Annotated in this window: 22 protein-coding genes; 18 read left to right on the top strand and 4 right to left on the bottom strand. The window is 60.1% G+C overall.

The genetic code is table 11. From position 1 onward, the window contains the following. Positions 1-4: 4 nt before the first annotated feature. The 3 genes from Q0239_RS11835 to Q0239_RS11825 are packed head-to-tail and all read right to left on the bottom strand — an operon-like array spanning position 5 to position 2,526. Complete coding sequence (locus Q0239_RS11835; protein WP_298603041.1) at positions 5-457, bottom strand: flavin reductase family protein; 453 nt, start codon at positions 455-457, stop codon at positions 5-7. A gap of 34 nt (positions 458-491) precedes the next feature. Further along, positions 492-1,310 (bottom strand): alpha/beta hydrolase, encoded by an 819-nt coding sequence (locus Q0239_RS11830; protein WP_298603039.1) that lies wholly within the window; start codon positions 1,308-1,310, stop codon positions 492-494. A 13-nt stretch (positions 1,311-1,323) separates the two neighbouring features. Beyond that, positions 1,324-2,526: an acyl-CoA dehydrogenase family protein gene (locus Q0239_RS11825; RefSeq protein ID WP_367276094.1), complete on the bottom strand. Its 1,203-nt coding sequence runs from the start codon at positions 2,524-2,526 to the stop codon at positions 1,324-1,326. Here Q0239_RS11825 and Q0239_RS11820 point away from each other — a divergent pair. From Q0239_RS11820 to Q0239_RS11740, 17 genes are read left to right on the top strand one after another with little or no spacing between them, the layout of a single operon-like run. After that, complete coding sequence (locus tag Q0239_RS11820) at positions 2,471-3,445, top strand: SDR family oxidoreductase (RefSeq protein ID WP_298603033.1); 975 nt, start codon at positions 2,471-2,473, stop codon at positions 3,443-3,445. The two genes, Q0239_RS11825 and Q0239_RS11820, sit on opposite strands and share 56 nt — an antisense overlap. A gap of 3 nt (positions 3,446-3,448) precedes the next feature. Next, positions 3,449-4,375 (top strand): VOC family protein, encoded by a 927-nt coding sequence (locus Q0239_RS11815; RefSeq protein WP_298603030.1) that lies wholly within the window; start codon positions 3,449-3,451, stop codon positions 4,373-4,375. Then, positions 4,375-5,253 (top strand): CoA transferase subunit A, encoded by an 879-nt coding sequence (locus Q0239_RS11810; RefSeq protein WP_298603079.1) that lies wholly within the window; start codon positions 4,375-4,377, stop codon positions 5,251-5,253. The genes Q0239_RS11815 and Q0239_RS11810 overlap by 1 nt, the downstream gene beginning before the upstream one ends. Next, positions 5,253-6,041, top strand: coding sequence for a ketoacid CoA transferase (locus tag Q0239_RS11805; protein ID WP_298603027.1), 789 nt, complete (start codon positions 5,253-5,255; stop codon positions 6,039-6,041). The genes Q0239_RS11810 and Q0239_RS11805 overlap by 1 nt, the downstream gene beginning before the upstream one ends. Next, entirely contained in the window at positions 6,038-6,928 is an 891-nt protein-coding gene (locus Q0239_RS11800; RefSeq protein ID WP_298603024.1) for an enoyl-CoA hydratase, read from the top strand. The genes Q0239_RS11805 and Q0239_RS11800 overlap by 4 nt, the downstream gene beginning before the upstream one ends. A 6-nt stretch (positions 6,929-6,934) precedes the next feature. Next, positions 6,935-7,996, top strand: a complete 1,062-nt coding sequence (locus Q0239_RS11795; RefSeq protein ID WP_298603021.1) for a nitronate monooxygenase family protein — start codon at positions 6,935-6,937, stop codon at positions 7,994-7,996. A gap of 10 nt (positions 7,997-8,006) precedes the next feature. Beyond that, positions 8,007-8,756 carry an enoyl-CoA hydratase family protein gene (locus Q0239_RS11790; protein ID WP_298603019.1) on the top strand — a complete coding sequence of 250 codons (750 nt, stop codon included), beginning with the start codon at positions 8,007-8,009 and terminating at the stop codon, positions 8,754-8,756. After that, on the top strand, positions 8,756-9,919 hold the full coding sequence (locus tag Q0239_RS11785) for an acyl-CoA dehydrogenase family protein (protein ID WP_298603016.1): 1,164 nt from the start codon (positions 8,756-8,758) through the stop codon (positions 9,917-9,919). The genes Q0239_RS11790 and Q0239_RS11785 overlap by 1 nt, the downstream gene beginning before the upstream one ends. Then, the gene (locus Q0239_RS11780) at positions 9,919-10,860 is read left to right on the top strand and encodes an acyl-CoA dehydrogenase family protein (protein ID WP_298603013.1); all 942 of its coding nucleotides are present in this window, start codon (positions 9,919-9,921) and stop codon (positions 10,858-10,860) included. The genes Q0239_RS11785 and Q0239_RS11780 overlap by 1 nt, the downstream gene beginning before the upstream one ends. 9 nt (positions 10,861-10,869) lie before the next feature. After that, positions 10,870-12,021, top strand: a complete 1,152-nt coding sequence (locus Q0239_RS11775) for an acetyl-CoA C-acetyltransferase (protein ID WP_298603010.1) — start codon at positions 10,870-10,872, stop codon at positions 12,019-12,021. Next, a complete protein-coding gene (locus tag Q0239_RS11770; RefSeq protein WP_298603007.1) occupies positions 12,021-12,926 on the top strand; it encodes an SDR family oxidoreductase in 906 nt (301 codons plus the stop codon). Before Q0239_RS11775 ends, Q0239_RS11770 begins: the two co-directional genes overlap by 1 nt. Then, positions 12,926-13,996 (top strand): acyl-CoA dehydrogenase family protein, encoded by a 1,071-nt coding sequence (locus Q0239_RS11765; RefSeq protein ID WP_298603004.1) that lies wholly within the window; start codon positions 12,926-12,928, stop codon positions 13,994-13,996. Before Q0239_RS11770 ends, Q0239_RS11765 begins: the two co-directional genes overlap by 1 nt. Beyond that, positions 13,993-15,171 carry an acyl-CoA dehydrogenase family protein gene (locus tag Q0239_RS11760; protein WP_298603001.1) on the top strand — a complete coding sequence of 393 codons (1,179 nt, stop codon included), beginning with the start codon at positions 13,993-13,995 and terminating at the stop codon, positions 15,169-15,171. The genes Q0239_RS11765 and Q0239_RS11760 overlap by 4 nt, the downstream gene beginning before the upstream one ends. Further along, complete coding sequence (locus Q0239_RS11755; RefSeq protein WP_298602998.1) at positions 15,171-15,953, top strand: SDR family oxidoreductase; 783 nt, start codon at positions 15,171-15,173, stop codon at positions 15,951-15,953. The genes Q0239_RS11760 and Q0239_RS11755 overlap by 1 nt, the downstream gene beginning before the upstream one ends. A 2-nt stretch (positions 15,954-15,955) precedes the next feature. After that, positions 15,956-16,417, top strand: a complete 462-nt coding sequence (locus tag Q0239_RS11750; protein WP_298602995.1) for a MaoC family dehydratase — start codon at positions 15,956-15,958, stop codon at positions 16,415-16,417. Positions 16,418-16,419: 2 nt separating this feature from the next. Continuing rightward, positions 16,420-16,794, top strand: a complete 375-nt coding sequence (locus Q0239_RS11745) for a nuclear transport factor 2 family protein (RefSeq protein ID WP_298602992.1) — start codon at positions 16,420-16,422, stop codon at positions 16,792-16,794. After that, the gene (locus Q0239_RS11740; RefSeq protein ID WP_298602989.1) at positions 16,791-18,332 is read left to right on the top strand and encodes a FadD3 family acyl-CoA ligase; all 1,542 of its coding nucleotides are present in this window, start codon (positions 16,791-16,793) and stop codon (positions 18,330-18,332) included. The genes Q0239_RS11745 and Q0239_RS11740 overlap by 4 nt, the downstream gene beginning before the upstream one ends. Here the strand turns inward: Q0239_RS11740 and Q0239_RS11735 are convergent. Then, on the bottom strand, positions 18,329-19,117 hold the full coding sequence (locus Q0239_RS11735) for a glucose 1-dehydrogenase (protein ID WP_298602986.1): 789 nt from the start codon (positions 19,115-19,117) through the stop codon (positions 18,329-18,331). The two genes, Q0239_RS11740 and Q0239_RS11735, sit on opposite strands and share 4 nt — an antisense overlap. Positions 19,118-19,156: 39 nt before the next feature. Here Q0239_RS11735 and Q0239_RS11730 point away from each other — a divergent pair, with 39 nt between their 5' ends. Next, a complete protein-coding gene (locus tag Q0239_RS11730) occupies positions 19,157-20,245 on the top strand; it encodes an alkene reductase (protein ID WP_298602983.1) in 1,089 nt (362 codons plus the stop codon). Positions 20,246-20,357 lie beyond the last annotated feature (112 nt).

Genomic DNA, 20,357 nt, shown 5'->3' with positions numbered 1-20,357 from the left:
CTGCTCACAAGTATCCTCCGTCTTGATAGATAAGCGGATCGACCCGATCGCTGACCGAGGCCGACAACACGCGCGCAATCGCTATGCTGTGCGTGCCATAAGCGAGCATCACGTCGATCACACAATCCAGATTGGCTTGCGCACCTGACAGGCGCGGGAGGCCGTTTTTGCCTTCCGTCCATTCGCCAATCTGGAAACGTTCCTCCCTTGGCGTTCCGCCACCAAAGGCCGAGGACACATCCTTCTGGCTGCGCGCAAGAAGGTTGATCGAAAGCGGCGCCGTTGGCATCAGCAAGGCGTGCAGGCTGGTGGTTCGATTGATGCAAACCAGCACAGCAGGCGGATCAACCGTCAAAGAGGTGATTGAAGTAGCAGCAATCCCTACCGGCCCGTCATCCCCCTTTGCCACCACGATCGAAACCGAAGCAGCCAAGCGCCGCATCGCTGCCCTAAACAAGACAGGGAGTTCCTCAGGGATTAAGGGGTAGCCATCAGCCACGCAGAAACTCGAGCGAATGGCGATTAAATTCTTCAGCCCGCTCTACCTGTACCCAGTGACCGACATGGTTGAAGGTCATCGTACGAACGTCACAACCTTGGTCAAGGAAATGGCGCGCTCCGCTTTCGGGACAAAATTCGTCCTGTAGTCCCCACATCACCAAAATGGGTTGCTTCAGTTCGCCGAGATGCGGGCCGAGATTGGGTGTACGCATCCGCGCCAAAACATCCTTGGGCTGGGTGCGCGCAACAGCGAAACGTTCCTCGACCAAGGCGTCTGGAATTTGGCTTGCAAAATTCGGGTGGACGAGGTTCGATACCAGCCGCTTCTGCTCCTCCAGATTGAAGTCAGGGCTACCAAAGCCGCTTACCATCTTCGCGATCCCGGGCATCGTGAAATAGCTCGCCTGCTCTTCGATGCAGCCAGGCGCCATCAGCACCAGTCGTTCGGTAAATTCGGGATGGTCGAGAGTCATCTGTATGGCAATGCCCCCACCCAGCGAATTGCCGACAAGGCTGGCCTTTTCAATGCCATGTGCGCGCAATGCCTCATAAACGGTGTCGGTAAAAAGTTGCAGCGTATAGTCGATGCCCTCCGGCTTCGACGAAGCGCCATAGCCGATCAGGTCTGGCAGGATAACGCGATATCCTGCCTCTACAAAGGCTGGCCAGTTACCCCTGAAATTGGATGCCCCGGAGGCTCCGGGGCCGCTGCCGTGCAAGAACACGACAACGGGCCCCTCCCCCGCATCGGCGATCCGGAGGTCGTAGCCCCCCGCTACTGAATAGGTCGCCAATGATAAATCGGTCATAGGGTTGCGGCTCTCACAAGAATGTGAATGAGGGCTCTTCGCCCAGAAGCGTACCGATCACATCAGCCGTCCGGTTCGCGGGATCAATGGCGACATGCGCCCGTCCGGCGTGCAGATCGAACCATGGCTGGATGATTTCTCTCGTCATATAGATGGCACGTCCGCCCAGCAGTTTGACAATATCGTCCACCAAGTCGGCGAGGCGGCGAACGACGTTGCTCGACTGATAGGTGAAGAAGGCTCGCTTCTGCATCGGGATCGGTTCGCCACGTTCGGCATAGCCCATCAATTCATCAAACGTCAGGCGCAGCGTAGTTTCCATCTCGCTCTTTTCCGAAATGGCCCGTGCCAATGCCGCATGCAGGATGGGGTCGGCCTTTGACGCCTTGCCGGTATTGGTAGAAACACGATCCTGCATGATCGCCATCCCGGCATTGATCGCCGCCTGCGCACCGCCAAAGGCTGCCGTCGAAACCGAGCGAGTGAAGACCTGCGCCCAAGGCAATGTGTAGAGCGGACCATCATTGGCTGCCTGCCCCGGATTTTGACACAGGAAACCGTCTACTGCGCGGTGGGTGCGATATTCGGGAACGAAAACATCATCAACGATGATGTCATGGCTTCCCGTGCCCTGAAGCCCAAACACATGCCAGGCATCTTCGCCAATGGTGTAGTCACTGCGCGGCAAAAGGAATGTGCGCATGTCGGGAGGACCGGATCCGGGTACATCATTCGGCCAAACCAGCGCTCCCAGCAACACCCATCCGCAATGCACTGAACCGGTTGAAAAACCCCAATGGCCCGAAAGCCGAAAACCGCCCTCAACCGTCTTCACCTGGCCAACCGGCTGATAGGTGGAGGCAACCAGCATAGAGGAATCTTCACCCCAGACTTCAGCTTGCGCTTCATCGTGAAACAGCGCCAATTCATAAGGATGGCAACCCAAAACGCCATACATCCAGCCAGTCGACATGCAGCCTTCCGCCAAGGCCTTCTGCACCTCGAAAAACACATTGGGGTGCATCTCGTAGCCCCCCCATCTTTTGGGCTGGAGGATACGGAAGAAACCGGCAGCCTTCATTTCGGCAATCGACTCTTTGGGCACGTTGCGTTCGCTGGTGCATTGCCGAGCCCGTTGCTTCAAAGTCGGAATCATTGCCTTGGCGCACGCGATCAATTCATCAGCTGTCGGCGCGACTCCAGAACGTTCCTGCATGGCTATGACGGAGGCCATCCGCTTTTCTCCCGCAAAAAGTCGACTCAAACCATATCGAGCTTCGACATTCGTAATTTTTTTTGCCATTCAATACGCAAATCGTCAATTGAAATCCGCTTTCGCTTTCGATACGAGTAAAAATGTCATGGCAGTTGTAATGAAATCGAGGATTGAGCTTTCGGGCAAAACCGCAATAGTGACCGGCGGCACACGGGGCCTTGGCCGCGACATTGCTGCACGCCTCGCCGAATCTGGTTGCAGTGTTTTTATATGCAGTCGCAACGCGCCTGAATCCTTGCCCGACGGGGTTACTTTTGAAAGTTGCGACATTCGCGACGCTGACCAGGCAAAGGCATTTGTGGACAAGGTCGCGGCTAAAACAGGTCGTATTGACATCCTCGTAAACAATGCAGGTGGTTCACCACCGCATGAGGCTTCCACAGCGTCGTCCCGATTCGCGGAAGCAATCGTCCGGCTAAATATGCTCGGCCCGCTCTATATGTCGCAAGCTGCCTATCCCTACATGGCCAAGGCCGGTTCGGGCAGTATCGTAAACATTGCCAGCGTTTCGGGTGCGCGCCCGTCCCCCGGCACAGCGATTTACGGCGCTGCAAAAGCCGGCCTCATAAATCTTACTCAAAGTCTCGCACAGGAATGGGGCAAGGAAGGAATTCGCGTCAACGCGATCATTGCCGGCCTGATGACGACCGAAAATGCGGAAGCAACTTATGGCGATGCGGAAGCGCAAGCCAAAGTGGGTGCATCGATGCCACTCGGGCGGATGGGTATCGGGGACGATCTTGCTGGTGCAGTGCTGTGGCTAGTTTCTGATCTTGCTCAATGGGTCAGCGGTGCCCGCCTGCAAGTCGACGGTGGCGGTGAACGTCCATATTTTCTTGATCTAGTGAAAGGAGCCTAAGCGATGGGGGTTAAGGCGCTTGGCTATGTGGTAATAGAAACTGCAAAGCCCGATAAATGGGATCATTTCCTGACACAGGTAGCAGGTGTGATGCGGGCAGCTGACGCTATCGATGGCGCAGCGCAGTATCGTATCGATCAGCGGCCATTCCGCTTCAGGATTGAGCATTCCAAACGCGATTGGTTCAAAGCCGCAGGTTATGAAGTGGCCGATGCTGCTGCACTAGAAAAACTTGCCGACCAGATCGCAGGCGCGGGGCGGAGCATTGAGCACTTCAGCGAAATAGATCGTGCATCGCGTGCGGTGACCAACGGTTTCCGTACCAACGACCCTGCCGGCAATGGACTTGAGTTTTACCATGGAGAATCACACACCGATGCACCCTTTGTATCGCCCATAGGTGTACCAGGCTTTGTGACTGGCGATATGGGCATGGGACATGCCGTATTCAGCGCACCTAATTTCGACGAAGTGCTGTCATTCTATCGCGATGTAGTGGGTTTCCACGAAACCGACATGCCGGCCTTCCATCTGATGGGACCAGAAGCGCCGCCCATGCATTTCGCTTTCCTCCATGCCGACAATGGCCGCCATCACAGCATAGCTTTTGGCGAGGGCCCCGTGCCGCCATCGGGCGCGGTGCACGTCATGCTCGAATATCCAAATCTGGTCGAAGTCGGCAAAGCGCATGATCGAATGAAACAATTTGGCTATGCAGAGTCAGCTTCGATCGGGCAGCATTTCAACGACGAAACTGTTGGCTTTTATGTGCAAACGCCATCGGGTTTCGATCTCGAAATCGGCTGCGACAGTCTGGTGATCGATCCAGCTAACTGGAACGTCACAAAACATGAGGGCATCAGCATTTGGGGCCATGAGTGGGCTTGGCAAAAGGCCATGAAAGAAACCCAAGCCGAGGCTGCAGAGTGATGCTCGATAAACGCATGACACCAGCAGAGATTGTCGGCGAGCTTCGCGACGGGATGACGCTGGGTATTGGCGGCTGGGGACCGCGGCGCAAGCCGATGGCTTTGGTGCGCGAAATCCTGCGATCTGACCTGAAGGATCTGACCATCGCAGCCTATGGCGGTGCCGATGTCGGCATGCTGTGCGCGGCGGGGAAGGTCAAGAAACTGGTTTTCGCTTTCGTTTCGCTCGACGCCATTCCGCTTGAGCCCTGGTTCCGAAAGGCCCGTGAAGCCGGGCAGATCGAGGTTCTCGAAGTCGATGAAGGCATGTTCCAATGGGGGCTGAAGGCCGCCGCATTTGGGCTGCCCTTCCTGCCGACCCGTGTCGGCCTTGGCACCGATCTGGCTGAGTTGGGCGATCTTAAAACAGTGCAATCGCCCTATGAAGGCGGCGAAACGCTTATCGCTATGCCTGCATTGAAACTCGATGCTGCCCTGCTTCACGTCAACCGTTCCGACTGGCGCGGCAATGTCCAGTTGTTCGGTGCTGACGTTTATTATGACGAATGGTTCGCCAAGGCAGCTGCGAAAACTTACGTCAGTTGCGAAGAATTGGTCGATAAGATGGAAGACCATTATCCCGAACAGGCACAGGCGAATGTCTTCGAACGCTGCTTTGTCTCCGGCGTGGTAGAAATCGCAGGCGGCGCGCATCCCAGCTCGATGCCTCCGCTCTATGGTCCAGACATGAAGGCGTTCAAGGCCTATGCCGACAGCGCACGCGAACCCGGCAACTGGGCCAAGGTGTCGGACCGTTTCGTCGGCGCGGATGAGGCCAGCTATCTTGCAAGTATCGGCGGAAAGGAAGCGGTCATGCAAACCCCGCTGGCGATTTACTGATGGTTACGCTCGCTGAACTCTGCATCGTCGCCTGCTCGGAAGCGTTTCGTGGCAATGGCGAAGTGATTGCCACAGGCGTTGGCCCTGTGCCGCGTCTTGCAGCCAGCTTAGCCAAACTGACGCATAGCCCCGAATTGATGATGACCGATGGCGAGGCCTATCTGGTTGAGGATCCGGTGCCGTTGGGGCCGCGCGGCTATGATGATCGCAAGGCGGCAGGTCACCTGCCTTTTTCGCGCTTCTTCGACAGTGCGGTGTGGACCGGTCGCCGCCATGCGATGGTTACGCCAACACAGATCGACCGTTTCGGGCAGATCAACTTGTCGCAGCTGGGAGGCACGCACAAACATCCCAAGACGCAGATGCTGGGCGTGCGCGGCTTTCCGGGCAACACCATCTACCATCCCAACAGCTTCTTCTTCCCGGCGCACGGCCCGCGCGTGTTTGTTGAGGGCGAAGTCGATATGGTCTCGGGTGTCGGCTATAACCCGGCCAAGCGCATCGCAGGTGGCAATTATACGGGCGTCGACCTGCGGCTGATCGTCACCAATTTGTGCGTCATGGATTTTGGCGGCCGGGGCAATGCGGTACGTGTTGTCTCGCTGCATCCGGGCGTGACGTTCGATGAGGTGCAGGCGGCAACAGGCTTCGCTCTCGAAAAGGGCGAACTGGCAGAAACGGCCATGCCGACCGACGAACAGCTCGCTATCATCAACCGGCTTGACCCGCACAACATCCGTGGCAGCGTGATCAAGGATAATCCGCCAGCAAAGAGGAGTGCGGCATGAGCGATCTGGTTGAACCTAAAAAGGTTGAGATCACCTACGAAACCAACGAACCGATCCAGTATGAAGTGGTCGACGGTGTCGCATGGATCATGATGAACCGGCCATCGTTCAACAATGCCCAAAATGGCCAGATGACCTATGCGCTCGATGATGCATTCCAGCGCGCAGTCAACGACGATGCGGTTCGGGCAATTGTGCTGGGCGGAAATGGCAAGCATTTCTCGGCCGGCCACGATATCGGCACACCGGGGCGCGATCTTCACAAGGAATTCGAAAACCGCCTGATGATCCCGCCGCACACCAACAAGCCGGCGGCCGAACTGCTCTATACCCGCGAACAGGAACAGTATCTGGGCATGTGCCGCCGCTGGCGTGATGTTCCCAAGCCGACTATCGCGATGGTGCAGGGTGCATGTATTGCAGGCGGGCTGATGCTGGCGTGGATTTGCGATCTGATTGTCGCCAGCGAGGATGCCTTTTTCCAAGATCCCGTGGTGCCGTTGATGGGCATTCCGGGCGTCGAATATTTCGCCCACGCCTATGAACTGCCTCCACGGGTGGCAAAGGAATTCCTGCTGCTCGGCGAACGCATGCCTGCCGCACGCGCCGAACGCTTTGGCATGGTCAACAAGGTGGTGCCGCGCGACCAACTGAAAGAAGCGACCGCGGCATGGGCTAATAAGTTGGCGGGTGGCTCGCGCCTCGGCAACTGGCTGACCAAACAAGCGGTCAATCATGTCGAGGAACTGCGCGGCAAACGCAGCGCTATGGACGCCGTTTTCCACATGCACCATTTTGCCCACGCGCAGAACGATCTTGTCACCGGCGATTCAATCGGCGGTGTCAGCGGCAAATCGGCCGCTGCAGCGAACAAAAAAGCGGGATAGTTTCTGTTGCTCAAAACCCCGCTCACCGAGGCACTTGGCTGCCGCGTACCCGTTATCCAGACCGCGATGGGCTGGATCGCGACGCCGCAGCTTGTGGCGGCAACCAGCAATGCGGGCGCGTTTGGATTTCTGGCAGCAGCGGTAATGTCGCCGAAGGAAACGGCGGAGGAAATTGCCAAACTGCGCGACATGACGCCGCATCCCTTTGGGGTGAATTTCCATAGTTTCCAGCCGGGCGCGGCGGAAATTGTCGAGATTATCCTCGCCAACAAGGATCGCGTCCGTGCAGTCAGTTTCGGGCGTGGCCCCGATGCCAAGATGATCGGCCGGTTCAAGGATGCGGGCATCCTCTGTATCCCCACCGTCGGCGCGGTAAAGCATGCGCAGAAAATGGCCGAGTTGGGCTGCGACATGGTGACCGTGCAGGGCGGCGAAGGCGGCGGACATACCGGTAGCGTGCCGACCACTGTGCTGCTGCCGCAGGTGCTGGACGCAGTTAAGATTCCGGTCGTGGCGGCGGGCGGCTTTGCCGACGGGCGCGGACTGGCGGCGGCGCTGGCCTATGGCGCGTGCGGCATTGCGATGGGGACACGCTTCATGATGACGTCGGACAGCCCCGTCCCCACCGGCCCCAAATCCGCTTATGTCAAGGCGGGCACGGGCGACATTATTGTTTCGACCAAGGTAGACGGCATCCCGCAGCGGATGATCCTCAATCCTTTGCTCAAACGCATCGAAGGATCGGGCAAGACTGCAATGTGGGCGCGCGCCATCGAAGCGGGGCTGGAAATGAAACGGCAGACGGGCATGGGCTGGGGCGATGTTCTGCGCACCGCCAAGGGCATGACCAGCCATGGCGAAATGCCACTGGCGCAAGCAATGATGGCCGCAGCCGCGCCGATGATGATCCAACGCGCGGTTGTTTCGGGCGACGCAGAAAATGGCCTGATGGCAACCGGCATGGTCGCCGGCCGACTGACTGACCTGCCAAGCTGCCAGCAACTGGTCGATAGCATCATGGCCGAAGCCGAAGTCCGGCTTTCGGCGCTAACCGTATATAAGGCTTGAGGAGCAACCCATGCCCATCACCTGCACGATCAAAGACAAGATCGCCGAAATCGTCTTCGACGTTCCGCCCGTCAACGCCTTTGATAGCGACACGTGGATGTCGATCCCGCAGATTATCACAGAGGCGGGCCGCAACCCGGAGGTCAATTGCATCCTCATTCGCGCAGAGGGCCGCGGCTTTTGCGGCGGCGTTGATATCAAGGAAATGCAGGCGCATCCGGAACGGATCACCATCCTCAACCGTGGCAATTATCTGACCTTCAAGGCAATCCGTGATGCCGAGGTGCCAGTGGTCAGCGCGGTGCACAAATTCGTTATAGGCGGCGGCATCGGAATTTGCGGCGCGTCGGACACGATCATCGCAGCCGACGATGCCTATTTCAGCCTGCCCGAGGTTGATCGTGGCGCGATGGGCGGAGCATCACATCTCTCGCGCATGCTGCCTTTGCACAAAGTGCGCGCTGCTTTTTTCACCGGCGGGAACATCCCCGCCGAGGAGGCCTATCGCCCCGGGGCCGGCGAAAAGATTGTGCCGCGTGCGGATCTGGAAGCCGAAGCCCGCGCATTCTGTGCAGTCATTGCATCCAAGTCGCGCAAAGCGCTCGTCATTGCGAAGGAAGCCTTAAACGGCCTCGAACCGCGCGATGTCGATCGCGGCTATCGCTGGGAACAGGGCTTCACCCTCGAAATGTATATGCACGAAGACAGCCAGAAATCGCGCGACGCCTTTGTAGAAACAGGCAAAGCGGCCGAATTCTAATGCATCTCCATTACACCCCAGAACAGGAGGCTTTCCGTGCCGAGGTGCGAGCGTGGATGGAGGCGCATGTTCCCAAGGAACCGCTGGTCACGCTGGAATGCAAGGAAGGCTTTGACCAGCATGTCGAGTGGGAACGCACCCTTGCCAGCGGCAATTGGGGCATGGTCACCTGGCCCGAGGCCTATGGCGGGCGCGGGCTCGACCTGATCCAGTGGCTGATTTTCGAGGAAGAATATTTCCGCGCAGGCGGACCCAATCGCGCCAACCAGAATGGTATCTTCTTGCTTGGCCCGACAATCATGGAATTCGGCACTGAGGAGCAGAAGAAGCGTTTTCTGACCCCCATGGCTAAGGGCGAAGTCATCTGGGCGCAGGCCTGGTCCGAACCCGGTGCGGGCAGCGACATGGCGGCAATTTCGTCGAAGGCCATTCGGGATGGTGACCATTATGTCATCACCGGACAGAAGACCTGGAGCAGCCGTGCGGCCTTTGCCGATTGGGGCTTTGGCATTTTCCGCACCGACCCCGAAAGCAAGCGGCACAAGGGGCTGACCTTCATCCTGTTCGATCTTAACACGCCCGGCATCACCCGCCGCCCGATCCGGCAGCTGCACGGCGATACCGGCTTTGCAGAACTGTTCTTCGACGAGGTTCGCGTACCGGTGGAAAACTGTCTCGCCGGTGAAGGCGAAGGCTGGAATGTCGCGATGGCGACCGCCGGCTTTGAACGCGGCTTGATGCTGCGATCTCCCGGCCGGTTTCAGGTGACGGCGAAGCGGCTGGTCGAGCTGTACCGCAAGCATGAGGCAGAAGCCGCACCCTCCGCACGCGAAGCGGTGCTGCAGGCTTGGATGGCTGCGCAGGCCTATGCCTATAACACCTATGCCGTTGCCGCGAAGATCATGGCGGGCGGCAAGATCGGCGCCGAAGCAAGCCTCAACAAGATTTTCTGGTCAGAGCTTGATCGATCGATGCACCGCACCGCGATGCAATTGCTGGGTGCGCATGCGGAATTGAAACGCTTCGATAATGGCAGCGTCAACCAATGGCTTGAGGGCTATATCTTCTCGCTCTCGGGACCGATCTACGCAGGCTCGAACGAGGTACAGCGCAACATCACGGCGGAGCGGTTGCTCGGCCTGCCAAGGGTGGGAGCAGGCTGATGGATTTCCGTTTCACCGAAGATCAATTGACCCTGACCGAGAGCGTCCGCGATTATCTTGCCGGAACGCACGGACCCGAAGTGCTGCGGCGCCTGGATGCCGCCACAGAACAAGGAAACGCGCCGCGCGATCCCGCGATCTGGCAGGGCTTGGTCGATATGGGGCTGACTGCGCTTCTGGTGCCAGAAGAGCATGGTGGCCTTGGACTTGGTCTTGTTGATGCGGCCTTGATTGCTGCGGAATGCGGGCGCGCCTGTCTGGCCGAACCGCTGGTCGATACGGCCTTTGTGGGTGTGCCGTGGCTGCTCGCACAGGGCAAGTCCGACCAACTGGCAGCTATTGCGGCTGGCGAGGTGAAGTTACCGCTGCCCCATGCGATCAACCCATGGACCGCCGATGGTGAGGGTGCGGCTGTGCAAAGCGTCGATCCGCTACGCGTGCTCACCCAAGGTAGCGGCCCCGATGATCCGCACCTTTTAAATCTTGGCGCTTTAATGAGCACCGCCCAATTGGTCGGTCTGGCCGACGCGATGCTTGCCCAAGCAACCGAATATGCCAAAATCCGCACCCAGTTTGGCCAACCCATTGGCGCTTTTCAGGCGATCAAGCATCAGCTTGCGAGCTGTGCGGTCGCGATTGAATTCGCCAAGCCCGTCGTCTGGCGCGCTGCTGCGGCGATGCAGGATGGTATCGCATCCGCACCGATCCATGTCAGCCATGCCAAGGTCGCCGCAACCGATGCCGCGATGCAGACCGCCGAAACCGCGATCCAGGTGCATGGTGCGATGGGCTATACCTACGAGGTCGATCTCCATTTCTGGATGAAACGCAGCTGGGCGCTTGCCGGTGCATGGGGATCGCGTGCTTTCCACTTGAAACGGGTTGATGAGGCGGTGCTGAGCGGCACGCTGGAGATTGGCCCGCAATCCACTTTTGCATAAGGAATAGAAATGGCTGAAGCCTATATTATCGATGCAGTACGAACTCCGATAGGACGCAAGAAGGGTAGCCTCGCAGAAATCCACCCTGCCGATCTGGGCGCGGCTCCAATTAAGGCGCTGGTCGAACGAACCGGAATTGACGCAGGCGCCGTCGACGATGTCGTTTGGGGCTGCTGCGATACCATCGGGCCGCAAGCAGGTGATATCGGGCGCACCGTCTGGCTCGTCGCTGGACTGCCGCAACATGTGCCGGGGACAACGATTGACCGGCAATGTGGATCCAGCCAACAGGCCGTGCATTTCGCGGCACAGGGTGTGATGTCAGGTACACAGGATCTGGTTGTCGCGGGTGGTTCGCAGGCGATGAATGCGATTCCCATTTCGGCAGCGATGCTTGCGGCGGAACCTTATGGCTTTTCCAACCCGTTCAACACCTCACCCGGATGGGTTGCACGCTATGGCGATGGTATCCTTAACCAGATCAATTCGGCCGAGATGATCGCCAACAAATGGGGCATCAGTCGCGAAGCGATGGAGGAATTCGCCCTCGCCTCGCATCAACGCGCACAGGCCGCTTGGGACAATGGCTGGTTCGACCGGGAAGTTTCGCCGCTTGCTGGCCTTGAGAAAGACGAAACGATCCGCCCCCAGACTACGCTCGAAGGGTTGGCTTCTTTGAAGACTGTGCAGGAAGGTGGCGTCATTACGGCGGGTGTCGCCAGCCAGAACTGCGATGGCGCCGCCGCGCTGCTGATCGCCAGCGAGCAGGCGGTGAAGGACCACGGCCTGAAGCCGCGCGCCCGCATCCACCACATCTCGGTCCGCGCCGACGATCCGGTCTGGATGTTGACCGCCCCGATCCCCGCCACCCAGCACGCGCTGAAGAAGGCCGGGATGACCGTGGCCGACATCGACCTGTTCGAATGCAACGAGGCCTTCGCCTCGGTCCCGCTGGCCTGGATGAAGGAACTCGGCATTCCGCACGAGAAGGTCAATGTGCGCGGCGGGGCCATCGCGCTCGGCCATCCGCTCGGCGGCACCGGGGCGCGGCTGATGACGACGCTGCTCAATGCGCTGGAGGCTACCGGCGGCCGCTATGGCCTGCAGACCATGTGCGAAGGCGGCGGCCAGGCCAACGTCACGATTATCGAGAGGCTGTAATGGGTATCTGCGAAGGACGGACCGTCATCATCACCGGCGCCGCGCGCGGCCTGGGCCGGGCCTATGCCCTGGCTTTTTCTGCCGAGGGCGCCAACGTGGTGGTCAACGACATTGGTACTTCGCTGAACGGCGAAGGGCGCGACACCTCGGCGGCTGACGCGGTGGTGGAAGAGATCCGCGCCGCCGGGGGCCAGGCGATCGCCAACTACGAGGACATCACCGACTGGGACGCGGCCAAGCGGATCGTCGATGCCGCGCTCGACGCCTTCGGCGACCTGCACGTGGTGGTGAACAATGCCGGGATCGTGCGCGACCGGATGTTCGTTTCCGCCACACTGGAGGAATGGGACGCGACCATGCATGTCCACCTGCGTGGGCATTTCTGCCTGTCGCGCCATGCGGTCAACTATTGGCGCGAAAAGCAGAAGGGCGGGGCCAATCCCGATGCCCGGATCATCAACACTTCGTCCGGTGCAGGGCTGCAGGGCAGCATCGCCCAGGCCGCCTATTCGACCGCCAAGGGCGGGATCGCCGCGCTGACGCTGGTCCAGGCGGCAGAGCTGGGCCGCTATGGCGTTACGGCCAACGCCCTCGCCCCTTCGGCCCGCACCCGGATGACCGAGCAGGCCTTCGCCGACAAGATGGCGACCGAAGGCCAGGCCTTCGACGTGATGGACCCGGCCAATATCGCCCCGACCGTGGTCTGGCTGGGCAGCGCCGAGAGCGCCGACGTGACCGGCTGCGTCTTCGAACTCGAAGGCGGCAAGATCATGCTGGAAGATGGCTGGCGCGAAGGTCCGGTGGTGGACAAGGGCGCGCAGTGGGCCCCGGCCGAAGTCGGCCCGGTGGTGGAGCAACTGCTGGCGCAGCGCGTCCCGCCGCGTAAGGTCTGGGGGACCGCATAATGGAATTCGTCTTCACCGAAGAACAGGCGATGATCGGCGAGACGGCCCGCGCCTTCTTTGCCGAAAACGCGACGAGCGAGCGCACCCGCAAGGCCATGGCCGCCACGGGGCAAGACGCCGGGATCGACCGCGAGCTGTGGACCGCCTTCTGCCAGGAACTGGGCCTGTCCGGCATCGGCATCCCGGAAAGCGCGGGCGGAGCGGGCCTTGGCCTGGTCGAGCTGGCGATCATTGCCGAAGCGGCCGGCGCCCAGGTCGCTGCACTGCCGATGCTCGGCTCGCTCGCCCTCTCGGCCCAGGCGCTTGCCGCCGGGGGCAGCGCCGAGCAGCAGGCGGCACATCTGCCCGGCCTGCTCTCGGGCGCAGTCATCGCCGGTTACGTCCACGATGCGGGCATCACGGCAAATGGCTCCAGCCTGACCGGCAGCGCAGGTTTTGCGGCCCATGGCAGTTCGGCGCAGCTTTTCGTCGTGACCAGCAACACAGGGGCATGGCTGGTTCCGGCCGATGCACCGTGCGTGACGGTCACGCCGCTGACGACCATGGACCAGACCCGGCCCTATGCCCGCGTAACGCTGGCGGCCGCGCAGGGTGAGCCGCTGGCCGATCCCGCCGCCGCGATTGCCGCCGCGCACCGCGCCGGGTTCGTCGCGGTTGCCGCCGAGGCGCTGGGCGGGGCCCAGGCTGCGCTTGATCGCACGGTGGCCTATGCCCGCGAGCGCGTGCAGTTCGGGCGGCCGATCGGTTCGTTCCAGGCCTACAAGCACCGCCTGGCCGACCTGATGATCGAGATCGAGCAGGCCCGCTCGGCGGTCTACTGGGCGGCCTGCGCGGTGGATGAGGGTTCGGAGGAGGCTGCGCTTGCAGTCCATGCCGCCAAGAGCTTTGCCGCCGACACCTTCTTCCTGTGCGCCGGGAACATGATCCAGCTGCACGGCGGGATCGGCTTCACCTGGGAACACGATGCCCACCTCTATTTCAAGCGCGCCCGCGCGATCCAGTCGATGCTGGGCAGCGGCGAATGGCACCGCGAGCAGGTGGCCACGATGATCCTGGGAGAAGTGGCATGAAGCTGGGTTTCTCGGCTGCGGATGAACTGTTCCGCCAGGAATGCGCCGATTGGCTCAATGCCGAGATGGCCGGCGAGTTCCGTGACATCAAGGGCATCACCAAGCTGACCGCCAGCCCCGAACGCCGCAAGGAATGGGAACAGCGGCTGGGTGAGGCCAAGTGGGGCTGCATCGGCTGGCCGGAACAATGGGGCGGACGCAACGCCACCCTCGCGCAGCAGGTGATCTTTGCCGAGGAATACGCCCGCGCGGGCGTGCCGGGCCGGGTCAATCACATCGGCATCGAACTGGCCGGGCCGACCATCCTGGCCTTCGGCAGTGAAGAGCAGAAGCGCCGCTTCCTGCCCGATATCGCCGCCGGCAAGACGATCTTCTGCCAGGGTTTTTCCGAGCCCGGCGCTGGATCGGACCTCGCCTCGGTGCGCACCAAGGGGCGGCTGGAGAACGGGGCGTGGATCGTCAACGGCCAGAAAATCTGGACCAGCCTGGCGCACATTTCCGACTGGATCTTCGTCGTCACCCGCACCGAGGAGGGATCGAAAGGCCCCAAGGGCCTGACTTTCCTGATGATGGAAATCGACCAGCCAGGGATCGAGATCCGCGGCATCAAGCAGATCAACGGCGATGCCGAATTCAACGAGACCTTCTTCACCGATGCGCGCTGCCCGGCCGACAGCATGATCGGCGCGGTGGGCGATGGCTGGAAGATCGCGATGGGCCTGCTGGCCTTCGAACGCGGGGTTTCCACCCTGGGCCAGCAGATGGCCTTCCGCAACGAGCTGGACGAGCTGATCGCCGCTGCCAAGGCCAACAGTGCGGCCAGCAACCCGCTGATCCGCCAGCGGATCGCCAAGGCGGAAATCGGCCTGCGGCTGATGCGTTACGGCGCGCTGCGGATGCTGTCGAACACCGATCATTCGAAGATCGACGGGGCTGCCCTCACCTACAAGATCCAGTGGGCGACCTGGCGCCGCAATCTGGGCGAACTGGCGATGGACGTGCTGGGCCAGGCGGGCGAAGTGACCGAGGGCAGCGAGTACGAGTGGGATACCCTCCCTAACCTGTTTCTCTACAGCCGCGCCGACACGATCTATGGCGGAACCAACCAGATCCAGCGCAACCTGATTGCCGAACGCGGCCTGGGCCTGCCGCGCGAACCGCGGGGTGACGTGTAATGGCTGCTCCAATCCCGCCCTATCCGCAGGGCCGCAACCTGCTGACCGGCAAGACCGTGGTGGTGACTGCTGCCGCTGGCACCGGCATCGGCTTTTCCGCCGCCAAGCGCGCGGTGGAAGAAGGCGCGACCGTCCTGATGAGCGACTTTCACGAGCGGCGGCTGGGTGAAGCAGCCGACCGGATTGCCGCCGAGTGTGGGCAGCGCCCCGCCACCTTCGTCTGCGACGTGACCAGCCAGGACCAGGTCGATGCGCTCCATGCAGCGGCCCTGGCCGAGCTGGGCCATGTCGACGTGCTGATCAACAATGCGGGCCTTGGCGGCGAAGTCGACGTGGTCGACATGAGCGATGAGCAGTGGTTCCGCGTGCTCGACGTGACGCTCAACTCGGTGTTCCGGATGAGCCGGGCCTTCCTGCCGGCGATGTATGCCCGCAAGGCGGGGGTGATCGTCAACAATGCCTCGGTTCTGGGCTGGCGCGCCCAGAAGGGGCAGGCGCACTATGCGGCGGCCAAGGCCGGGGTGATGGCCTTCACCCGCTGTTCGGCGGTCGAGGCGGCCGAGCATGGCGTGCGGATCAACGCCGTTGCCCCCAGCATCGCGATGCATGCCTTCCTCGCCAAGGTAACCACCGACGAACTGCTGGCCGAACTGTCGAGCCGCGAAGCCTTCGGTCGGCCCGCCGAGGTCTGGGAAGTGGCCAACGTGATGATCTTCCTCGCCTCCGACCTGTCCTCCTACATGACCGGCGAAGTCGTCTCGGTCTCCAGCCAGCGGGCCTGACCATGGCGAAGATCTACCACTCCCCACGCGACCTGATCGGCCAGGAAGGGACGCGGCTTGGCCCGACCGAATGGCTAACCATCGATCAGGATCGGGTCAACGGATTTGCTGACGTCACCGGCGATCATCAATGGATCCATGTCAATGTCGAACGCGCCAAAGACGGCCCCTTTGGCGGCACGATCGCGCACGGTTATCTGACGATGAGCCTTGTCAATTTCTTCCTGCCGCAGTTGATAGAGGTGCGCGGATTCGCCCATGCGGTGAATGTCGGTGCCGACAGGCTGCGCTTCCTGGCACCCGTGAAAGTTGGCAGCCGCATTCGCGGTGTCGGCGAGATTGTGGGCGTTGAAGAAGTAAAGGGCGCGATCCAGTCGGTCGTACGCGTCACCGTCGAGATCGAAGGCAGCGAAAAACCTGCCTGCGTCGTCGATACCATCAGCCGCTATTTTCCGGAGACCTGACCATGCCCACCACCGAACAGAAACTCGCCGCCGTCCACGGCTATGTCGATGCCTTTGTCAAAGGCGATGCCGAAGCCGTGGTGGCGCTGTTCGATGCAAATGCCACCGTTGAGGATCCGGTAGGCACACCCATTAAGCGAGGACATGATGAAATTCGCGCCTTTTATGCAGGTTCGATGGCGACTGGCGCAAAGCTCGAACTATATGGCACGCCGCGTTGCGCAGCTGACTATGTGGCGTTCGATTTCGCGGTCAAGCTCGAATGGCAGGGACAGAAAACGGTGATCGATGTGATCGATACTTTCCGCCTGAACGATGAAGGCAAAATTATCGAGATGCGCGCCTATTGGGGGCCGGAGAATATGAAGGCCGGATGATGCTGTCTCCCCTGCCCCCGACAATCCCGCACGCCGCCGAGGCCGCCGCAAAGGCGTGGCCCGATGCGCCTGCAGTGATCGAGGGCGATCTGGCACTGAGTTTTGCCGAACTCTGGAAGAAATGCCGGGCTGCCGCTTCTGCATTGATCGCCCGCGGTATCGGGCCGGCCGACAGAATCGCGATCTGGGCGCCCAACCGGTATGAATGGATTGTGGCAGCGGTAGCGACCATGTCGGTCGGTGCCGCTGTTGTCACACTCAATACGAGGCTTAAAGGCCGCGAAGCCGGAGATATTTTGCGGCGGACCAAGGCGCGTATCCTGTTCACGGTGAACGATTTTATCGGCATCGATTACCGCGCGCTAATCGCTGATGAAGATTTGCCAAACCTATCCGAGACAATCCTGTTCGATGATGGATTTACCGCTTTTCTGGCGAGCGGAAAGGGTGCTGCTGACGCCGCAGTCGATGCGGCGCTTGCCACGATAAATGCGGACACGATTTCCGACATCCTCTTCACCAGTGGCACGACTGGCAGCCCGAAGGGCGTGTTGATGACACATGGCCGCGTGTTGCCGCAATGCGCGGTATGGATCGGCAATACAGGGCTATCCTTTGGCGAACGCTATCTGATCGCCAACCCCTTCTTCCACAGCTTTGGCATGAAGGTCGGCTGGGTCGCCTGCTTGCTATCGGGTGCGGTCGCCGTGCCAATGGCACAGTTCGAGGTGCACGAGGCCATTGATCTGATCGAACGGCTGAAGATCAACTTCCTGCCCGGCCCGCCGACCATCTTTCAGATGCTGCTGACCGAACGTGACAAGCAGGTTTTCGACACATCCTCGCTGCGTGGCGGAACCACTGGTGCCGCTACCGTACCGCCCGTGCTCGTCGACCGTATTCGCACGGAACTCGGCATCCGCGATATCATCACCGCCTATGGCATGACCGAATGCGTTAACATCACCGGCTGTCGGCCTGGTGACCCGGTCGAGTTAATCGCGCAAACCTGTGGTGCAGCGATACCGGGCAACGAAGTCATTATTGCCAACGATGAGGGCAAAGAAGTTTTGCGCGGCGAAACGGGGGAGATATTGGTGCGCGGTCAGGGCGTGATGCTCGGCTATCTCGACGACCCCGAAGCGACCGCCGAAGCCATTGATGACAATGGCTGGCTGCACACCGGCGATGTCGGCACGATGGACGAGAATGGCTATGTCCGGATCACAGACCGAAAGAAAGACCTGTTCATTTCAGGCGGGTTCAACGTCTATCCGGCTGAAGTTGAAAAGCTGCTGTCCGCCCATCCCGCAATCGCGATGGTCGCAGTTATCGGTATCCCCGACGAGCGCATGGGAGAGGTTGGCCGGGCATTTGTCGTACAACGCCCCGGCGCAAACGTTACAGAGTCCGAACTCGCAACATGGAGCCGAGAGAATATGGCAAACTATAAGATTCCGCGCAGTTTTGTGCTGGTCGAAGACCTGCCCAGAAATGCTTCGGGCAAAGTCCTCAAGACTGAATTGCGGACTCTTTAAACTGCTGTCGCGCCGCCATCGATGACCATCGCGTGGCCGGTTACAAAGCTAGCTTCGGCCGAGCAGAGCCATAGCACTGCGCTAGCAATTTCCTCCGGTTTACCCATCCGCCCCATCGGCGTCATGCCGTCCAGCACCTTGCGCATGTCGGGATTGGCGGCGAGCGGTGCGGTCATTCCCGTTTCGACTACACCGGGACAAACGGCATTGACACGAATTCCCTGCTGCGCCCAGCGGAGAGCACCATGCCGGGTCAACCCGACCACCCCATGCTTGGTCGCGACATAGCCCGGTTGTGCGCCATTGCCGACGAGGCCGTTGATCGAAGCGGTGTTGACGATTGCGCCCTTCCCAGCCTTTAACATCACCTCTGACTCTTCGCGCATACATAGCATGACGCCCGTCAGGTTGATGCTGACACTTCTTGCCCAGATTTCATCTTCATATTCGTTCGCCATCATCGAATTGATGCCAGCATTATTATGGGCAAAATCGAGACCGCCAAATTCGGAAACTGCGCGCGCCACCAGCGCCTTCACTTCACCGCCATTGGACACATCGCATTTCTGGAACACTGCCGCTCCACCTGCAGCTTTTATCATATCTACGGTTTCGTTGCCGCTGGTCTCGTTAACATCCGAAACCACCACCCGAGCACCCGATGTTGCAAAACCCAATGCTGCCGCACGGCCAATACCGCTGCCCGCGCCGGTAACCAATGCCACTTTTCCATCGAATCCATAGTGCATCGTGCGCCCTTCCTTGATTTGCGTAATTTTTTGCATAGAGTGTTACGCAATTCGCGGTCAAGGACGTTATCTTACATGCACGACATTTTATTCACTCCCTTCAAACTAGGAGCGCTCGAGCTCGAAAACCGCATCATCATGGCGCCTATGACGCGCGATCGTGCCGGTCCAGGCGATGTGCCGACCGATCTTATGGTGGAATATTACCGGCAACGGGCCAGCGCAGGGCTTATCGTCACCGAAGGTGTCCAGCCTTCCCTCGAAGGCAAGGGCTATTGGCGCACCCCCGGTATCTATTCGCAGGAACAGATCGACGGATGGGCTAAGGTCGCCAATGCGGTCCATAACGAGGGCGGAAAGATTGTGATGCAGCTGATGCATGTCGGCCGCGTTGTTGTCTCCACCAACCGCGGCTATGATGCAGACATCATCGCACCATCCGCAATCGCCTGCCCTGACAAGGTACCAGGCCCTGATGGTGTACCTGCCGCATGCGGTGCGCCCCGCGCGATGACGCAGGAAGACATATTTCGCGTTGCCGAAGAGTTCGCAATTGCCGCCAGCAACGCGCGCGCCGCAGGTATCGACGGAGTCGAACTGCATTGCGCCAGCGGCTATCTGGTCAACCAATTTCTGAACGCGGCCAGTAACAAGCGCGACGATGCCTTTGGCGGGTCGCCTCAAAATCGTGTTGCCTTTGCGGAACTTCTGCTCGGTCGCATGGCCGACAGCATCGGCGCCGACCGTGTAGGCTTCAGGATTTCACCCGGCAATCCGTACAACGGCATGGATCCGAGGGATCCAGAGCCTGTGTTTGCCGCCTTGCTTCGCGCGGCAGACAGCATCGGCAATCCGCGCACGGGAACAGGCTTGGCCTATGTCCATGTGATCGACATGGGCTTGGAGCATCTCGATACCTTGGCAATGATCCGGAAGAATTGGTCCGGCCCAATTATAGCAAACAATAACCTCTCCGCCGAAAGCGCGCGCTTATTGCTGACGGAGGAGCGCGCAGAAGCAGTATCGTTTGGGCGAGCGTTCATTGCAAATCCGGATCTGCCAGCAAGACTAAGAACAGAAATGGCGCTTGCTAAGACCAACTATGTATATCTCTACACCGGCGAGGAGCAGGGTTACACAGATTATCCGCAGCTTATGAGCTGAACCGATACTCAAATCCGCTGACACAGCCCGTGGTGCCAGAAGCCATTTGGACAGCGAAACCGATGTCGCAGATCTCGATAAAAGGGTCAGGGCCTATATCGCCTCCGTGCAG

It is taken from the genome of uncultured Sphingorhabdus sp. (genome assembly GCF_937872355.1).
Lineage (GTDB): Bacteria > Pseudomonadota > Alphaproteobacteria > Sphingomonadales > Sphingomonadaceae > Sphingorhabdus_B.
This window is presented reverse-complemented; position numbering and strand designations above follow the sequence as displayed.